General features: G+C 69.8%; 18 protein-coding genes, 1 tRNA gene and 1 riboswitch. Of the genes, 8 read left to right on the top strand and 11 right to left on the bottom strand.

Features of this window, described 5'->3' with window-relative positions; genetic code table 11:
• Nucleotides 1–58 precede the first annotated feature (58 nt).
• Nucleotides 59–1,348, top strand: coding sequence for an SGNH/GDSL hydrolase family protein (locus ACZ7J0_RS24410; RefSeq protein WP_470890645.1), 1,290 nt, complete (start codon nt 59–61; stop codon nt 1,346–1,348).
• Nucleotides 1,349–1,472: 124 nt separating this feature from the next.
• Here the strand turns inward: ACZ7J0_RS24410 and ACZ7J0_RS24405 are convergent, their stop codons facing one another.
• The 4 genes from ACZ7J0_RS24405 to ACZ7J0_RS24390 all read right to left on the bottom strand — a co-directional run bounded on the left by ACZ7J0_RS24405 (nt 1,473) and on the right by ACZ7J0_RS24390 (nt 5,056).
• Nucleotides 1,473–2,174, bottom strand: a complete 702-nt coding sequence (locus ACZ7J0_RS24405; protein ID WP_470890643.1) for a DUF1707 SHOCT-like domain-containing protein — start codon at nt 2,172–2,174, stop codon at nt 1,473–1,475.
• 23 nt (nt 2,175–2,197) lie between these two features.
• Nucleotides 2,198–3,310, bottom strand: a complete 1,113-nt coding sequence (locus ACZ7J0_RS24400; RefSeq protein WP_470890641.1) for an ABC transporter ATP-binding protein — start codon at nt 3,308–3,310, stop codon at nt 2,198–2,200.
• Nucleotides 3,311–3,312: 2 nt separating this feature from the next.
• Nucleotides 3,313–4,164: an ABC transporter permease gene (locus tag ACZ7J0_RS24395; protein WP_470890639.1), complete on the bottom strand. Its 852-nt coding sequence runs from the start codon at nt 4,162–4,164 to the stop codon at nt 3,313–3,315.
• A gap of 91 nt (nt 4,165–4,255) precedes the next feature.
• Nucleotides 4,256–5,056, bottom strand: coding sequence for an ABC transporter permease (locus ACZ7J0_RS24390; RefSeq protein ID WP_470890637.1), 801 nt, complete (start codon nt 5,054–5,056; stop codon nt 4,256–4,258).
• A 201-nt stretch (nt 5,057–5,257) separates the two neighbouring features.
• On the opposite strand from ACZ7J0_RS24390, the gene ACZ7J0_RS24385 reads away from it, so the two are divergent.
• Nucleotides 5,258–7,774, top strand: a complete 2,517-nt coding sequence (locus ACZ7J0_RS24385) for a transglycosylase domain-containing protein (protein ID WP_470890635.1) — start codon at nt 5,258–5,260, stop codon at nt 7,772–7,774.
• Nucleotides 7,775–7,970: 196 nt separating this feature from the next.
• Here ACZ7J0_RS24385 and ACZ7J0_RS24380 read toward each other — a convergent pair whose 3' ends face one another.
• The 3 genes from ACZ7J0_RS24380 to ACZ7J0_RS24370 form a co-directional block, all read right to left on the bottom strand.
• Nucleotides 7,971–8,291, bottom strand: coding sequence for a DMT family transporter (locus ACZ7J0_RS24380; RefSeq protein ID WP_470890633.1), 321 nt, complete (start codon nt 8,289–8,291; stop codon nt 7,971–7,973).
• 30 nt (nt 8,292–8,321) lie between these two features.
• Nucleotides 8,322–8,392: riboswitch (guanidine-III (ykkC-III) riboswitch) on the bottom strand.
• 154 nt (nt 8,393–8,546) lie between these two features.
• Nucleotides 8,547–8,885 carry a GroES family chaperonin gene (locus tag ACZ7J0_RS24375; RefSeq protein ID WP_468710809.1) on the bottom strand — a complete coding sequence of 113 codons (339 nt, stop codon included), beginning with the start codon at nt 8,883–8,885 and terminating at the stop codon, nt 8,547–8,549.
• Between the two features lie 36 nt (nt 8,886–8,921).
• Nucleotides 8,922–9,266 carry a DUF3618 domain-containing protein gene (locus tag ACZ7J0_RS24370; RefSeq protein ID WP_470890631.1) on the bottom strand — a complete coding sequence of 115 codons (345 nt, stop codon included), beginning with the start codon at nt 9,264–9,266 and terminating at the stop codon, nt 8,922–8,924.
• A 132-nt stretch (nt 9,267–9,398) separates the two neighbouring features.
• Here ACZ7J0_RS24370 and bcp point away from each other — a divergent pair, with 132 nt between their 5' ends.
• The 4 genes from bcp (at nt 9,399) to ACZ7J0_RS24350 (ending at nt 11,573) form a co-directional block, all read left to right on the top strand.
• The gene (gene bcp / locus ACZ7J0_RS24365) at nt 9,399–9,866 is read left to right on the top strand and encodes a thioredoxin-dependent thiol peroxidase (RefSeq protein WP_468710812.1); all 468 of its coding nucleotides are present in this window, start codon (nt 9,399–9,401) and stop codon (nt 9,864–9,866) included.
• A gap of 159 nt (nt 9,867–10,025) precedes the next feature.
• Entirely contained in the window at nt 10,026–10,652 is a 627-nt protein-coding gene (locus ACZ7J0_RS24360; RefSeq protein ID WP_470890629.1) for an HNH endonuclease, read from the top strand.
• Entirely contained in the window at nt 10,649–11,536 is an 888-nt protein-coding gene (locus ACZ7J0_RS24355; RefSeq protein WP_470890770.1) for an HNH endonuclease signature motif containing protein, read from the top strand. Before ACZ7J0_RS24360 ends, ACZ7J0_RS24355 begins: the two co-directional genes overlap by 4 nt.
• Nucleotides 11,498–11,573: transfer RNA gene (locus ACZ7J0_RS24350), tRNA-Leu, on the top strand. Before ACZ7J0_RS24355 ends, ACZ7J0_RS24350 begins: the two co-directional genes overlap by 39 nt.
• Before the next feature lie 56 nt (nt 11,574–11,629).
• Here the strand turns inward: ACZ7J0_RS24350 and rdgB are convergent.
• The 4 genes from rdgB to ACZ7J0_RS24330 all read right to left on the bottom strand — a co-directional run bounded on the left by rdgB (nt 11,630) and on the right by ACZ7J0_RS24330 (nt 13,801).
• Nucleotides 11,630–12,232, bottom strand: a complete 603-nt coding sequence (gene rdgB, locus ACZ7J0_RS24345; RefSeq protein ID WP_470890627.1) for an RdgB/HAM1 family non-canonical purine NTP pyrophosphatase — start codon at nt 12,230–12,232, stop codon at nt 11,630–11,632.
• Between the two features lie 7 nt (nt 12,233–12,239).
• Nucleotides 12,240–12,626, bottom strand: coding sequence for a hypothetical protein (locus ACZ7J0_RS24340; RefSeq protein WP_470890625.1), 387 nt, complete (start codon nt 12,624–12,626; stop codon nt 12,240–12,242).
• A 128-nt stretch (nt 12,627–12,754) separates the two neighbouring features.
• On the bottom strand, nt 12,755–13,486 hold the full coding sequence (rph, locus tag ACZ7J0_RS24335) for a ribonuclease PH (RefSeq protein ID WP_468710819.1): 732 nt from the start codon (nt 13,484–13,486) through the stop codon (nt 12,755–12,757).
• Between the two features lie 81 nt (nt 13,487–13,567).
• Nucleotides 13,568–13,801, bottom strand: coding sequence for a PTS sugar transporter subunit IIB (locus ACZ7J0_RS24330; protein ID WP_468710821.1), 234 nt, complete (start codon nt 13,799–13,801; stop codon nt 13,568–13,570).
• 230 nt (nt 13,802–14,031) lie between these two features.
• On the opposite strand from ACZ7J0_RS24330, the gene ACZ7J0_RS24325 reads away from it, so the two are divergent.
• On the top strand, nt 14,032–15,333 hold the full coding sequence (locus ACZ7J0_RS24325; RefSeq protein ID WP_470890623.1) for a PTS transporter subunit EIIC: 1,302 nt from the start codon (nt 14,032–14,034) through the stop codon (nt 15,331–15,333).
• Between the two features lie 295 nt (nt 15,334–15,628).
• Nucleotides 15,629–16,882 (top strand): PTS transporter subunit EIIC, encoded by a 1,254-nt coding sequence (locus tag ACZ7J0_RS24320; RefSeq protein WP_470890621.1) that lies wholly within the window; start codon nt 15,629–15,631, stop codon nt 16,880–16,882.
• The last annotated feature ends 39 nt before the right edge of the window (nt 16,883–16,921 follow it).

Raw genomic sequence — 16,921 nt, 5'->3', positions numbered from 1 at the left:
GTACTCCCGGGACGCACATCGAGTTCCCGGCACCACGACACCGGGGGATGGATGTGCCATGACGACACGACGCCACAGCGCCGCCCTGATCGGCGTACTCCTCGCCGTCATCGCCGCCGTCGCCTGCGGCGCCGTGGGTGATGCCTCGCCCGACGGCCCGACGAAGGACCATGGGCAAGAGCACCGGGTCGAGGGGCATCGGGTCGAGAAGCGCTGGGTCGGGACCTGGGCCGCCGCCCCCGTCGACTCCACCAAGGCACCCTCCACCCCCCGCTCCGTCCGCAACGTCGTCCACACCAGCATCGGCGGTACCCACGCCCGGCTCACCCTCTCCAACCTCTTCGGCCGGGAGGCACTCCACGTCGAGCACGTCTCCCTGGCCGTACGGGCGCAAGGCGCCGCCGCCGTTCCCGGCACGCTGCGGGCCGTGACCTTCTCCGGTCACCGGTCGGTGGCCGTGCCCGCCCACGGCGAGGCCGTCAGCGACCCGCTCGCCTTCCGTGTTCCCTACGACGGGGATCTGCTCGTCACCGTCTACGCGCCGCACGGACCAGCCACCCGTCACACCCGCGCGCAGCAGACCTCGTACCTCGCCGACGGCGACCGTACGCAGGACCCCGCACCCGGCGCGTATACCCGGCGGACCACCTCATGGCACCACCTCGCCGCCGTCGACGTACTCAATTCCGGCTCCCCCGGTGCGATCACCGTCATCGGCGACTCGATCACGGCCGGCGCCGGTTCCACCCCCGGTACCAACGGCCGCTGGCCCGATGTCCTGGCCGACCGGCTGCGCCGGGCCTCGCAGCCGTACGGTGTGCTCAACGCCGGCATCGGCGGCAACCGGCTGCTGCTGAACGGCAAGGGCCCGAGCGGCGTCTCCCGCTTCGCGCGCGACGTGCTCGACCGCCCGGGTACCCGGACCGTCGTCATCGCCCTCGGAGTCAACGACATCCTGCGCGGGCCGCACCAGCACGACCCCGGCCGGATCGCCGAGGGCCTCGCCGCGCTGGCCGGCCGGGCGAGGTCGCGCGGGCTGCGGGTCGTAGGGGCGACGCTGCCGCCGTTCGGCGGCCGGCACGGTGACGTGATCGACCTGGAACCCGTACGGGAGGCGGTCAACGAGAGGATCCGGAGAGGCGGCCTCTTCGACGACGTACTGGACTTCGACCGGGCGCTGCGCGATCCGCGGGCGCCCGAGCGGCTCAGCCCCGCCTACGACTCCGGGGACGGGCTCCATCCGAACGACGCGGGATACCGCCGGATGGGTGCGTCCATCCCGCTGGAAGCGCTGCTCCCCCGAGCCGGGCGGGCCCCTGCCACACCGGCCCCGACGCTCACCCCGTAGAGCCCCCGGCTCCCCCGGCCCGGGCACCCGGCCCCCGGCCCACGTCCTCGCCGCGCCTTACAGCCCGCACCCCTCCGGAAACCCCCGCAGCCCATCAGCACGCCCCCCGAACCCCCCGCACCCCTCAGCCCAGTTCCTTCCGGCGGCGCCGCTCCTCCTCGAGCCGCCGCTCCTCCCTCTGCCGCAGCTTGTCCGCCTTCCGCAGCTTCCGTGCCACCCCGACGCCGCCCATCAGCGCGAATCCGGTGATCCGCACCCGCGGCGAGCCCGGCGTGCCCTCCCCGGCCCCCCGGTGGTCGAAGCCGCCCATGAATCCGAATCCCGTGACCTCGACGTGCAGATCCGGCGGTACGACCACTTCGATACCGCCCATGACCGCCACACACCGGATCACGATCTCGCGGTCCTCGAAGTTCGCCTCGCGCAGATCGATCTCGCCGCCCGCCTGGAGCACTACGGCGTTGAAGATCCGGGGAACCGTCCACGTGCCGCCCCGCCCGAAGCCTCCCCAGAACGCGAACGCGCCCTTCGACGTGGGCTGCTTTCCGATACGGGAAGACCAGGCGCCCGGGCCCGTCGCCACGGCCGATCCCGCCACTCCGCCCGAGGTCACAGCGCTGCCGGTGTCCAACGCGCCGCCGGGCGCGGGGAGGTCACGGACCAGCGGCTCCAACTCGCCCCGCGTGCGCGCCTTGAGCGCCGCGTCCAGTCGCTCCTCGAACTCCTCCATGTCGAGGCGGCCCTCCGCAACCGCGTCGCGCAACCGCTCGGCGATGCTCTCCCGCTCGGCATCCGACGCTCGCATCTCAGGGAGTTCACTCGTCATACGATCAGCCTAGTGCGCGGAGGTCAGGACCTCCCGGCGTACATCTTCGCGATCACCGATTCGATGTCCGGCTCTCTCACCGAGAGATCCACCAGGGGGTACTTCGCGGCGATCGCCGCGACAAGCGGCGCCGCCGATTCCGTCGCCGGGAACGCCAGCCACTGCCGTGGTCCCTCCACCTTCACCACCCGTACGCCATCGAGCGCGATCGGCTCGCTCTCCCGCTCGAGATCGACCACCAGCGTCCGCTCGCTCTCCCCCACTTCATGGAGCCCGGCCAGCGCACCGTCGTACATCAGCCGCCCGTGGTCGATCACCATCACGCGCTTGCACAACTGCTCGATGTCGGTCAGGTCATGGGTCGTCAGCAGCACGGTCGTGCCCTTCGCCTCGTTCAAGTCCCGCAGGAAGTCACGGACCTTCGCCTTGGAGATGACGTCGAGGCCGATCGTCGGCTCATCGAGGTAGAGCACGTCCGGGTCGTGAAGCAGCGCCGCCGCGATGTCGCCGCGCATCCGCTGGCCCAACGAGAGCTGCCGTACGGGGACGTCCAACAGCTCGCCGAGGTCGAGAAGTTCGACGCAGCGGTCCAGGTTCTCGCGGTAGCGGGCGTCCGGGATCCGGTACATCCGGTGGACCAGGCGGTACGAGTCGCGCAGCGGCAGGTCCCACCAGAGCGTGGTGCGCTGCCCGAAGACCACGCCGATCCTCCGAGCCAGCCGGGTGCGCTCCCGCGACGGGTCGATGCCGGCGACGCGCAGCCGGCCACCGCTCGGGGTGAGGATGCCGGTCAGCATCTTGATGGTCGTGGACTTGCCCGCGCCGTTGGGGCCGATGTAGCCGACCATTTCCCCGCGCTCGACCCGGAAGCTGATTCCGTCGACGGCCCTGACCTGCTGCTTCTCCCGCCGCAGCCGACTGCCCGCGACCCGCCGCCGTACGTCGAAGACCTTCTCGACCCCGTCCAGCTGGATGAACCCCGCCCCCGCGCGGTCCGGTTCGACGACCCCGGGCTCGCTGCCGCCCGGCTCCCTGCCGCCCGGTTCGACGAGCCCCGACCCCTCGGCGGCCGGCTCCGCCACCCCCGCCTCCCTGCCGCCGCCCAGCTCCGCCACGTCCGATTCCCTGCCGTCCATGTTCAGCTCCCCGTACTCCGGTACGAACGCAATCCCACGCGCCACGCCATTCCCGCCAGCCCACAGCACACCGCCGCCACCACCGGCGGCAGGAAGGCCAGCCACTCCGGCAGCTCCAGCGGATACGGCCGGCCCAGCACATACAGCGCGGGCAGCCAGTTCACGAAGGCCAGCGGGACCACGAACGTCACCCCGCGCACCAGGTCCTTCGCGAAGATCGACGGCGGGTACTGAAGGAGGGTGTTCCCGCCGTACGTGAACGCGTTCTGCACCTCGGCCGCGTCCTGCGCCACGAACTGGAACGCCCCGCCCGCCACGAACAACGCCGAGAAGATCGCCGTGCCGCTCAGCAGCGCGAGCGGCACCATCAGCACCTTCAGCGGCGACCAGTCGATGTCCAGAACCACCAGGGCGTACCCGAGGACCAGCAGCCCCTGCGCGATCCTGCCGAGCCGGCGCAGCGCGAACCGGTCCGCCGCCACCTGGGCGAGCACCGGCACCGGCCGTACGAGGAGCGTGTCCAGGGTGCCGTCCCGCACCCGGCGGCCCAGCCGGTCCATCGAGCCCATCACAAGGTCGGCCAGCCCGAAGGCGGTGCCGGCCAGGCCGTACAGGAAGGCGATCTCCGCGAGGCCGTAGCCGCCGAGCGCCTTCGTGTGCGTGAACATCAGCATGACCGTCACGAAGTCGAAGGCGGTCGCCGCGAAGTTCCCGAACACGGTCATCGCGAAGGAGGCGCGGTACGCCATGGTCGAGCGGATCCACATCATGGCGATCAGCCCGTACGCGCTGAGCCCCGCCCGCAGCACGGCGAGACGACCGGACGAGCCGACCACACCGGACCAGCCAACCACCTCAGCCGCACCCACCCCAGACCCGCCAACCACCCCAGCCCTGCCCGACTCAACCGCCTCAGCCCCACCAGCCGCCCCGACCACTCCCGGCTCAGCCACCCTGCACCACCACCCTCCGCGTCGCGAGCGACTGGAGCAGCCGCCCCGCGCCGAGCAGCGCCACCGCCCAGCCGACCTGGAAGGCGTACGCCTCCACCAGCCCCCACCCCGTGTGCTTGCCGAGGAAGACATCCGCCGGCACCTGGAGCAGCGACGACCAGGGAAGCAGCCGTGCCACCTCGCCCAGCACGCCGGGGAACAGCGTCAGCGGCAGCAGCATCCCGGAGAAGAACAGGCCGGCCAGCGACGCGATGTGGGTCACGCCCGAGCCGTCCATCAGCCAGAACGCCGACAGCGCCACCAGATAGCGCACCCCGAAGCTCACGACCACGCCCAGCGCCACCGACACCAGAAAGGCGAGCCAGGTCAGCGGATTGACGGGCAGGACCAGGTCGAAGGCGAGCGCACCGAAAACCAGCGGGAGCAGGCCCCGCCCCAGGAAGTGGAAGGCCGCCCGGCCCAGGTCGCCCGCCAGCCACCACAGTTGGAGGTCGGCGGGGCGGTACAGGTCGATGGCGATGTCACCCGTACGGATGCGCTCGACCAGTTCGTCGCTGAAGCCACCGCCCAGCATCGCGCAGGTCATCAGCAGCACCTGGCCGAGCCACACATAGGTCAGCGCCTCGGACTGGTCGTAGCCGCCGAGCCGTGGGCGTTCGTCCCAGAGGGCTATATACGTGTACGCCACGATGAAACCGAAGACGGTGTTGGTGAACACCCCCGCCGCCGTCGCCGTCCGGTACGTCGCATAGCGCCGGAACCCACCCGCCGCCACGACCGCGTAGAGCCGCACGTCACGCCCCTCTCCGCAGCGGACACCAAAGCGCACGAGCCTACTCACCCACCCGGACGCCCGCGACCGATTTGGGAGCCGAGTTGTTCCAGGGGTGATCACCCGAAGAAGTGCACTATGGGTCGATCACGGTAATCGCCCGATACGACGCCGTTATGCCGGAGAGCGAATGCCGACCGCGTCCGAGGAGTCTCCACAGTCATGAGTGACGAGCCGCAGCAGCAGGGCTGGGAACCCCGCGACCCCACCGTCCCGGACGCCGCCCCCGCACCGCGGGACCCGAAGGCGCGCAAGGGCGGGAAGCGCCCCCGGCGCACCGGCTGGCGCCGCGCGCTGCCGACCTGGCGGATGACGCTCGGCGCGTTCCTGCTCCTCACACTCCTGCTGACCGGCGGCTTCGTCGCCGGCTACATGCTCGTCCACATCCCGCCCGCCAACGCCACCGCGACCGCGCAGTCCAACGAGTACCTCTACAGCGACGGCAGTCAGATCGCCCGCGACGGCGAGGTGAACCGCGAGAACGTCCGGCTCGCCCGGATCCCCAAGAGCATCCAGCACGCCGTACTCGCCGCCGAGGACCGCGACTTCTACACGGAGCGCGCCGTCGACCCCAAGGCGATGGTCCGCGCCGCCTGGAACACCGTGACCGGGAAGGGCAAGCAGTCCGGCTCCACCATCACCCAGCAATACGTCAAGAACTACTACCTGGGACAGGAGCAGACCGTCACCCGAAAGGTGAAGGAGTTCTTCATCGCGATCAAGCTCAACCGCGAGAAGAGCAAGGACGAGATCTTCGAGGGATACCTCAACACCAGCTTCTTCGGCCGCAACGCCTACGGCATCCAGGCCGCCGCGCGCGCCTACTACGGCAAGGACGTCGCCGCCCTCGACACCGCGCAGGGGGCCTATCTCGCCTCTCTGCTCAACGCCCCCAGCGCGTACGACGTCGCGACCCACCCCGAGAACAGGGCCGAGGCGCTCGCCCGCTGGCACTACGTGCTCGACGGCATGGTCAAGGAGAAGTGGCTCACCCACGCCGACCGCTCCCGCACGGCCTTCCCGCCACCGCACAAGGTCAGGCCCGCGATCGGTCTGTCCGGACAGCGCGGCTATGTCGTCCAGGCCGTCGAGGACTACCTCACCAGCAACGACATCATCGACGAGAACACCCTGGCGGGCGGCGGCTTCCGGATCACCACCACCCTGGAACGGTCGAAGCAGGACGCCTTCGTCCACGCCGTCGACGACCAGGTGATGTCCAAGCTGAACAGGGACGGGGGCATCGACAGGAACGTACGGGTCGGCGGAGCCGCCATCGAGCCGGCCACCGGCAAGGTCGTCGCGATGTACGGCGGCATCGACTACACCAAGCAGTACGTCAACAACGCCACCCGCCGCGACTACCAAGTGGGCTCCACCTTCAAACCGTTCGTCTTCACCGCCGCGGTCGAGCACGGCTCGGTGACGCAGGACGGCCTGCGGATCACCCCGAACACGATCTACGACGGCTCCGACAAGCGGCCCGTCCAGGGCTGGAGCGGCAGCGAGTACGCCCCCTCCAACGAGGACGACGCCGGGTACGGTCTCCTCACCGTCCGCGCCGCCACCGACAGCTCGGTCAACTCCGTGTACGCGCAGATGGCGGTGGACGTCGGCCCCGACAAGGTCAAGCAGACCGCGGTCGCCCTCGGTCTCCCCGCGTCCACCCCCGACCTCGGCGCCTACCCCTCGATCGCGCTCGGCCCCGCCACCGCGAGCGCCCTCGACATGGCCGAGGCGTACGCGACCCTCGCCAACCACGGCAGACACGGCACGTACAGCCTCGTCGAGAAGATGACCAAGGACGGCGCGGAGGTCGAACTCCCGGCGGTCGACATGAAGCAGGTCGTCAGCCGCGAGGCCGCCGACACCACCACCTCGATCCTGCGGAGCGTCGTCGAAGGCGGCTCCGGCACGGCCGCGCTGTCGGCCGGACGGGCAGCCGCCGGGAAGACCGGTACGGCGGAGGACGACAAGGCGGCCTGGTTCGCCGGCTACACGCCGGATCTCGCCACCGTCGTCACGGTGATGGGCCAGGACCCTGACACCGGAACGCAGATGCCGCTGTACGGGGCTATGGGAGTGGAGCGGGTCAACGGAGGCGGGGCGCCGGCGGAGATCTGGGGCCAGTTCACCAGGGACGCGCTCGAGGGCACCCCCGCCGAGGACTTCGATCTCCAGCTGGCGGAAGGCGCGGAGGAGATGCCGGCCCTGGACGAGCGCCCGGGTCCGCACGACCCCCACCACCCCGGCCGCAACGGCGGTGCGGAGGGCGGACAGGGCCCCGGCGGACAGGGGCCCGCCGCGCCCACGTCCGGCGGCGCGGCGCCGGGCGGCCCGACGACGGGCGGGCCGGTCACCGGCGGCCAGACACAGGGCGGTCCGATCAGCGGGGGCCCCGTCACGGCTGGCCAGACGCAGGGACCAACCACGGGCGGGCCCGCGACGGGCGGGTCACCGGCCGGGGGCGCGGACACGGGCGGGCCGGGCACCGGCGGCCTGACACCTGGAGCGCCCACGAGCGGTGGTACGACGAGCGCCGGGACGGAAGGGGCCGGCGGGCCCGGCGGGAGCGGAGGGCCGGGAGGGCCTGGGGGGCCTGGGGGGACCGGAGGGCCGGGAGGGTCGCCCGGGGGCGGGGACGGGTCGGGCCCGGGAGGTCGGCCTCCGGGCGCCTAGACGACAGGTCGCCGACGGCAGCCGGGGACCGCGGGCTGCCGACCGAGGGCCTCAGGCCTGAGCCCGCCCGACCGCAGACGCGGGCCGCAGCCAGGAGGGCCTGCCACCTTCACGCCGGGCCGCCCCGCCCACGCCCCGCCGGGTCGGCCCTCCAAAGCCCTGGCGCCCGTGCCCCCGTGCCCCCGTGCCCCCGCGGCTAGTGGCCCGAGGTCGCCTTCAGCCCCACCACGGCCACCAGCAGCAGACAGACGAAGAAGATCCGGGCGGCGGTCGCCGGCTCCCCCAGCACGACCATCCCCAGCACCGCCGCACCGGCCGCGCCGATACCGACCCACACGCCGTACGCCGTCCCGATCGGCAGCGTCTTGGCCGCGTGCGACAGCAACATCATCGAACCGACGATCCCGATACCGGTGAACACACTGGGCCACAGCCGGGTGAAACCGTCGGTGTACTTCATCCCGATCGACCAGCCGACTTCGAGCAGACCGGCGACAACGAGCAGAACCCAGGCCATGACGACACCTCCGAGAGACGGAACAACAGCGGTGCGTCGTCTTTGCGTCAGCCCGGTACGGCGCGTCTCGTCGGGGTCCCCCAAGGTAACAAAGGGCGCGGCAGCACAAAAAGGCCTGGTGACCATGGTCACCAGGCCTCAGGCCTTCCGGCCCGCCCTGCGGTAGATCTTCCAGCGGCCCTTCAGCGATCCACTGGAGATCCTCCGGAGAATCCTTCAGTGATCTCCCCCAGAGACCTCCTCCAGAGACCTCCTCTAGAGATACAGACCGGTCGAGTCCTCGGATCCCTGGAACCGGTCGGCGGCGACAGCGTGCAGATCGCGCTCCCGCATCAGTACGTACGCCACGCCCCGGACCTCGACCTCGGCGCGGTCCTCGGGGTCGTACAGCACACGGTCCCCGGTCTCGACCGTCCGCACGTTCTGGCCGACCGCGACCACCTCGGCCCAGGCCAGCCGTCGCCCGACGGCGGCGGTCGCCGGAATCAGGATCCCGCCGCCGGAGCGCCGCTCACCCTCAGGGGAGTCGGTCCTGACCAGCACACGGTCATGGAGCATCCGGATGGGCAGCTTGTCGTGGGTGTTCTCGCTCACGCCACGAACTTACACGCCCGACGGGTCATGCTCCGGTCAGCCCTTGCGCTTGCGGGAGGGCTTACGGGACGGCTTGCGGGAAGAGAGAGCCAGCGCACCGACGATCCCGACCACGACCAGGGCCACGGGAACGACGCGCTCCAGACGGGGGGCGCCGTCCTCGTGCGTGAAGCGGGCCTTCACATCGGAGAGGGTCCGGTTCACGGCGACGAACGCCCGGCCGGCGGTCTGGTCGACGGTCGAGGCCACCCGGGCCTTGGCGTCCCCGATGATCGTCTTCGGGTGCACCCGCACACCGATCTCGTCGAGGGTGACGGCGAGCTGCTCGCGCCGACGGACGATGTCCGCCTCGATCTGCGCAGGGGTCCTGGCTTCCGACACTGCGCTGCCTCCGGTCGTCGCTTCGGTCTCTGAACGGTCTCTTGTGGACAGTCTGTCAGCTCGGTGGCCCGCAGGTTGTCACAGACCCCCATTAGGCTCGTGCGGCGTACGTGCGAATCCCTGAGGAGAGTCATGAGCGAGCGACTGCAGCCCGGCGACACCGCCCCCGCCTTCACCCTTCCCGACGCGGACGGCAACGACGTCTCGCTCGCGGACCACAAGGGCCGCAAGGTCATCGTCTACTTCTACCCGGCGGCGCTCACCCCGGGCTGCACGAAGCAGGCCTGCGACTTCACGGACAACCTGGAGCTGCTGGCGGGCGCGGGGTACGACGTGATCGGCGTGTCCCCGGACAAGCCGGAGAAGCTGGCGAAGTTCCGTGAGAAGGAGTCCCTGAAGGTCACGCTGGTCGGCGACCCGTCGAAGGCGACGCTGGAGGCGTACGGCGCGTTCGGCGAGAAGAAGTTGTACGGGAAGACGGTGACGGGCGTGATCCGCTCGACGATCGTGGTCGACGAGGAGGGCAAGGTCGAGCGCGCGCTGTACAACGTGAAGGCGACCGGCCACGTGGCCAAGATCATCAAGGACCTGGGCGTCTGACCCACCGCCTCCCGGGCCCCGGCCCGGGGTTCCATCCCTCCGGAAGGGCCTCCACCGCCGAGCGGGGGAGGCCCTTCCGCATGCCGGACGTGACCATCCGATATTCGGTTCGTTACTCCGTGCGAGGTCGCGAACAGGCGACCGGACGGAGGGGGCCGAATGGCGGGGCGGTACACGCGAGACGTATTGGAAGAGGCAGCACGCGAAACGCGACACTTGGACGACGCGGTTCGTTGGTGCGGCGGGTGCCCAACGCCCGGCAGCAGACGCTATCTGCGGCAGAAGATGGCCGAGGCAGGCATCGACATCACCCACTTCACGACACATAGGGTCCGGCACACCGAGGAACGCCTGCGCGCGGCCGTGGCTGTGTCGAGCAACATCAAGGAAGTCGTTCACCACCTGGGCATCAGTCAGGTCGGCGGCAACCAGAGTCACATCGCCCGTCGGATTGCCGCGCTCGGGATCGACACCTCTCACTTCAGGCGAACTCGTCGAGGTCGCCCAAAGGGCTCTCTAGGGAGCCCCCTCTGCCTGCGGGACCCCGCGGAGGGCAGGCTGCCCGGGCACCGCCTGCGTCGCGAACTCCTCCTCAACGGGGTCGAGGAAACCTGCGCGATGTGCGGGACAGGACCGGAATGGAACGGAAAGCCACTCACGCTTGAGGTGGATCACACCAACGGTGACTGGTGGGACAACCGACTCGAGAACCTCCGGCTTCTGTGCCCCAACTGCCACGCTGTCACGGACAATTACCGCGGTCGCAAGCGCCGGGGCCTGGCATGACATCCCCCACCTACACCCGCGACCTGCTCGCCCGCGCTGCGGCGGAGTCCACCAGTCTGGTCGACATGATGCGGAAGCTGGGCGCGCCTTTGAGCGGTGGCCGGCGTCACTATCTCGACAAGCGCCTCAGGCACTACGGCATCGATACCTCGCACTTCCGGCAGGAGGCACTTCCGGAGCGGCCGCGCCGTTCGTTCTCGAAGGAACTGCTCGCGAAAGCCGCCGCCCAGGCGCACAGTGTCCGCGAGGTGATCGAGTTCATGGGCTTCTCCCCGGACGACTGCCCGTACGGACACGTCCGGAGGAGGCTCGATCACTTCGAGATCGACACGTCGCACTTCCTCCGCGGGCGCGGGTACGGTCCAGGGATCCTGCCGCGCGAGGCACTTGCTTCCGCAGTGGCGTCCTCGCGGAGCCTGGCCAGTGTGCTCAAGCAGCTCGGCATGACCGACAACGGCACGAACCGGGCTCGCGTGAAGCGCAGTGTGGTGGCCCACGGCCTCGATGCCGGACATTTCGTCGGCCAGGCCCACCGTCGCGGCGTTCCTTCCGAGAGCCGTAAGTCCGCTGACGAGGTCCTGGTCCTTTTGGAGCTGGGCTCTCCCCGCACCAAGACCACGCAGCTGCGCCGCGCCCTCGACGAACGGCGCGTTCCGCACACGTGCGAAGCCTGCGGAGTCGGCGACACCTGGCAGGGCAGACGCCTCGTCCTGGAGGTCGATCACATCAACGGCGACCGTCTCGACAACCGCGTCGAGAACCTTCGGTATCTGTGCCCGTCGTGTCACAGCCAAACCCGCACCTTCTCGAAACGCCGCTCGGAGGCGCAGTACAGTGGGCGGCGCGGGTCCGTACCCCAGCTGGCCAAGAGGGCGCCGGTTTAGGTCCGGTGTGTCGTGGGTTCGAGTCCCACCGGGCCCACCGTGCCCGAGGGCGCGACGCCGGCGTGGTGTCGCGCCCTCCGGCTTGTGCGGGTGTCAGCCCAGGAGTTCGCGCACCACCGGCACCAGCGCCCTGAACGCCTCCCCCCGGTGGCTGATCGCGTTCTTCTCGTCCGACGTCAGTTGCGCGCACGTCACGTCGTAACCCTCCGGCTGGAGGATCGGGTCGTAGCCGAAGCCGTTCGCGCCGACCGGCTCCTGGCGCAGGACGCCCCGCAGGCGGCCCTCGACCACCCTTTCCGTGCCGTCCGGGAGGGCCAGGGCCGCCGCGCACGCGAAGTGGGCGCCGCGGTGTTCGGGGGCGATGTCGGCGAGTTGGGCCAGGAGGAGGTCGAGGTTGGCGCGGTCGTTGCCGTGGGCGCCGGACCAGCGGGCGGAGAAGATGCCGGGGGCGCCGCCGAGGACGTCGACGCACAGGCCCGAGTCGTCGGCGACGGCCGGGAGGCCGGTGGCGCGGGCGAGGGTGTGGGCCTTGAGGAGGGCGTTCTCGGCGAAGGTGACGCCGGTTTCCTTGACGTCGGGGATCTCCGGGAAGGCGTCCGCGCCGACGAGCTCATGGGTGAGTCCTGCGTCGGCGAGGATCGCGTGGAGTTCGGTGATCTTTCCGGGGTTGCGGGTGGCGAGGATCAGACGGGTCATGCGCCGATTATCCGGGAGTGCAGACCTTGCCGATCTCGGTGGCCGCGTCGGTGACCGGCTTGAGGTCGGGGGTGTTGTCACCGTTCTTGACGGCGGTGCGGACGCTCTCGACGCCCTTGCCGAGGTCGTCGACGGCCTTCGACAGGTCGGCGTTGTCGGTGGTGTTCTTGAGGTTGCCCAGCTCGGTGGTGATGTCGTTGAGGGCTTCGTTGAGCTGCGTGGGGTCGTTGGAGGCGTTGGAGACGGCCTGTTGGAGCTTGTCGACGCTGGTGGCTATGGCGTCCGCGGTCTGGACGCAGTCCATGGCCTTGTCGAGGGCGCCGCAGCCGACGGCGCCGGTGAGGGCGAGTACGACTGTGGCGGCGGCGAGTGCTGCGGTACGGCGACGGCGCATGGGACGGGTCCTCCCCCAGGAGTGCACGGATGTACGGACGCGCGGCAGTGCGCGGGTGTACGGACGGGCGTACGGTTCGACCCGTACGCCCGTGTCGTGTGGGACGCCGCGGCGGGCGTCCGTGGTTGCTACAGGGTGGTGTCGAGCGCCTTGCGCTGGATCTCCGCGAGGTCCGCGCAGCCGCCGGTGGCCAGGTCGAGGAGCGCGTTGAGCTCCTTGCGGTCGAAGGGCTCGGCCTCGGCGGTGCCCTGGACCTCGACGAAGCGGCCGTCGCCGGTGACGACGACGTTCATGTCGGTCTCGGCGCGGACGTCCTCCTCGTAGCAGAGGTCGAGCAGCGGGGTGCCGTCGACGATGCCGACGGAGACGGCTGCGACGGTGCCGGTGAGGGGCTTGCGGCCGGCCTTGACGAGCTTCTTGCCCTGGGCCCAGGCGACGGCGTCGGCGAGGGCGACGTAGGCGCCGGTGATGGCGGCGGTGCGGGTGCCGCCGTCGGCCTGGAGGACGTCGCAGTCGAGGACGATGGTGTTCTCGCCGAGGGCCTTGTAGTCGATGACGGCGCGCAGGGAGCGGCCGATCAGCCGGCTGATCTCGTGGGTGCGGCCGCCGATCTTGCCGCGGACGGATTCGCGGTCGCCCCGGGTGTTGGTGGAGCGGGGCAGCATCGAGTACTCGGCGGTGACCCAGCCTTCGCCGCTGCCCTTGCGCCAGCGCGGGACGCCTTCGGTGACGGAGGCGGTGCAGAAGACCTTGGTGTCGCCGAAGGAGATGAGGACGGAGCCCTCGGCGTGCTTGCTCCATCCGCGTTCGATGGTGACCGGGCGGAGCTGTTCGGGGGTGCGGCCGTCGATTCGAGACATGGTGCTGAGCCTAGTCGTAGGTACGCGAAGGGCCCGTCCCGGTGTCGGGGCGGGCCCTTCGGGGAGGTGCGCTGGGTCAGCTCACATCATGTCTTCGATGTCGGCGGCGATGGGGTCCGCGTCGGTGCCGATGACGACCTGGATCGCGGTGCCCATCTTGACGACGCCGTGGGCGCCTGCGGCCTTCAGCGCGGCTTCGTCGACCTTGCCGGGGTCGATGACCTCGGTGCGGAGGCGGGTGATGCAGCCCTCGACCTCTTCGATGTTGTCGATGCCGCCGAGACCGGCGACGATCTTCTCAGCCTTGCTGGCCATGTCTTTCTCCCTGTCCTTCGAAGCGCAGTCAAAGAGCGCAGTCTCGGCGCACCGTAGGCCGCTTTGTCACGGTAACGCACGGTTGGCCCATCTTCGCGAGCGGTATTCCAGGGCGTCCCGAATGATGACGATCACCGGAGTCCTGCCCGCGGCCGGGCTCCGAGAGCCTACCGCAACTGGTCTACACCAGTTGCCACGCCGGCCAGACTGGCTTGTTCCGGGAGGATGCAATGAGTTCCGAGAGCACCGCCGCCGTGCCGGAGAAGAGGTGGTGGCAGGGCCTGTTCCAGGGGCTGCAGAAGATGGGCCGCAGCCTGCAGCTCCCCATCGCCGTCCTGCCGGCCGCCGGCATCCTCAACCGGCTCGGCCAGCCGGACGTCTTCGGCAAGGACGGGCTCGGCTGGACCGACGTCGCGAAGGTGATGGCGGGCGCCGGTGGGGCGCTCCTCGACGCCGACCTCGGGCTGCCCCTGCTGTTCTGCATCGGTGTCGCGATCGGCATGGCGAAGAAGGCGGACGGTTCCACCGCCCTCGCGGCCGTGGCGGGATTCCTTGTCTACCGCGGTGTTCTGCACGCCTTCCCCAAGGACTGCCCGGAGGGCACGAAGGACGTCGGGGGCGGCTGTCTGGGACAGGCGGACACTTTCGCCGGGTACACGTACCAGAACCCGGGCGTCTTCGGCGGCATCATCATGGGCCTGCTCGCGGCCTGGTTCTGGCAGCGCTACCACCGGGTGAAGCTGGTGGACTGGCTCGGATTCTTCAACGGCCGCCGACTCGTCCCGATCATCATGTCCTTCGTCGCCATCGCCTTCGCCGCGCTCTGCCTGTGGATCTGGCCGCCGGTCGGCGACGCGCTGGAGAGCTTCAGCGACTGGCTCGTGGGCCTCGGGGCGTGGGGCGCCGGAGTCTTCGGCGTCGCCAACCGCGCGCTTCTCGTCATCGGGCTCCACCAATTCCTCAACGTGCCGGTGTGGTTCCAGTTCGGCAGCTACACCAAGCCGGACGGCCAGGTCGTCCACGGTGACATCAACATGTTCCTGGCGGGCGACCCGAACGCGGGCCAGTTCACCACCGGCTTCTTCCCGATCATGATGTTCGCCCTTCCCGCGGCCGCGCTCGCGATCGCCCACTGCGCCAGGCCGCACCGGCGCAAGGAGGTCAGCGGCATGATGCTCTCGGTCGGCCTGACCTCGTTCGTCACCGGCATCACCGAGCCGATCGAGTACTCGTTCCTCTTCATCGCCCCGGTCCTGTACGCGATCCACGCGGTACTGACGGGCGTCTCGATGGCGGTGACCTGGGCGTTCGGGGTCAAGGACGGTTTCAGCTTCTCGGCCGGCCTGATCGACTACGTCATCAACTGGGGCCTTGCCACGAAGCCCTGGCTGATCATTCCGATCGGCCTCGCCTTCGCCGTCGTCTACTACGCGATCTTCAGGTTCGCGATCACCAAGTTCGATCTCCCGACGCCGGGACGCGAGCCGCCGGAGGTGGAGCAGGAGGCGGAGCGGGACGTCACGAAGGCGTAGTCCCGGCCGGGCGCGAGCCCCTGCGAAAGGCGACGGAAAGGCCCCCGGACCGACCGGTCCGGGGGCCTTTCCGCATGCCCCGGCGGCCGGGTTCCGCATGCCCCTGGGGCCGGGCACGGGGCGTGAAGAACGGGTGACGGATTTGAAGGTTCCTTATCTAAGTCTCACGTGCTAAAACTGGTCTACACCACTCATTGGTGTAGACCACGCGGTCCAGTCCACCGCGTTCTTCTGAGACGCCGCCGTCCCCCGTAGATCATGCCCCGGGCGGCGCCTTGCCTACTGGAGGAAGTTGATGAGTACGGCCACCGCCCAGGCCGCCGCACCCGCCAAGAAGCGGGGATCCGGCCTGTTCCAGGGCCTGCAGAAGGTCGGTCGCAGCCTGCAGCTGCCGATCGCCGTCCTGCCGGCCGCGGGTATTCTGCTCCGTCTCGGCCAGCCCGATGTGTTCGGCAAGGACGGTCTCGGCTGGGACAAGGTCGCGTCCGTCTTCGCCACCGCCGGCGGCGCGGTCTTCGACAACCTGCCGCTGCTGTTCTGCATAGGCGTGGCCATCGGCTTCGCCAAGAAGGCCGACGGCTCCACCGCTCTCGCGGCCCTCGTCGGGTTCCTGGTCTACAGCAACGTCCTCAAGGCCTTCCCGGTCTCCGAGGCCGTCATCCAGGCCGGTGAGGACACCCCCGCCAAGTTCAACAACCCCGGTGTCCTCGGCGGCATCATCATGGGCCTGATCGCGGCGGTGCTGTGGCAGAAGTACCACCGCACCAAGCTGGTGGACTGGCTCGGCTTCTTCAACGGCCGCCGGTTGGTCCCGATCATCATGGCCTTCGTCGGCACCCTCGTCGGCGTGGTGTTCGGCCTGGTCTGGGAGCCCATCGGCAACGGCATCAGCAGCTTCGGCGAGTGGATGACCGGTCTCGGCGCCGTCGGCGCGGGTCTGTTCGGCCTGATCAACCGCGCGCTGATCCCGGTCGGCATGCACCAGTTCGTGAACACGGTCTCCTGGTTCCAGCTCGGTGACTTCACCGACGCCGCGGGCAAGGTCGTCCACGGCGACCTGAACCGCTTCTTCGCCCACGACCCGACCGCCGGCCAGTTCATGTCGGGCTTCTTCCCGATCATGATGTTCGGTCTCCCGGCCGCCGCGCTCGCCATCGCGCACGCCGCCCGCCCCGAGCGCCGCAAGGCCGTGATGGGCATGATGGTGTCGCTCGCGCTGACCTCCTTCGTCACCGGTATCACCGAGCCGATCGAGTTCACGTTCATGTTCATCGCGCCGCTCCTGTACGTGATCCACGCGGTGCTGACCGCCGTCTCGATGGCCGTCACCTGGGCGCTGGGGGTCCACGCCGGCTTCACCTTCTCCGCCGGCTTCATCGACTACGCCCTGAACTGGAACCTGGCCACCAAGCCGTGGCTGATCGTCCCGATCGGCCTCGTCTTCGCCGCCATCTACTACGCGGTCTTCCGCTTCGCGATCACCAAGTTCAACCTCCCCACCCCGGGTCGCGAGCCCGAGGAGGAGATCGAGGACCTCACCAAGGCGTGAGTCCCCGAGAGCGACGGGAAGGCCCCGGAACCGTACGGT

The organism is Streptomyces sp. NPDC038280 (assembly GCF_055600045.1).
Note: the sequence above shows the minus strand (reverse complement) of the source record. Positions and strands in the feature narration are given on the sequence as shown.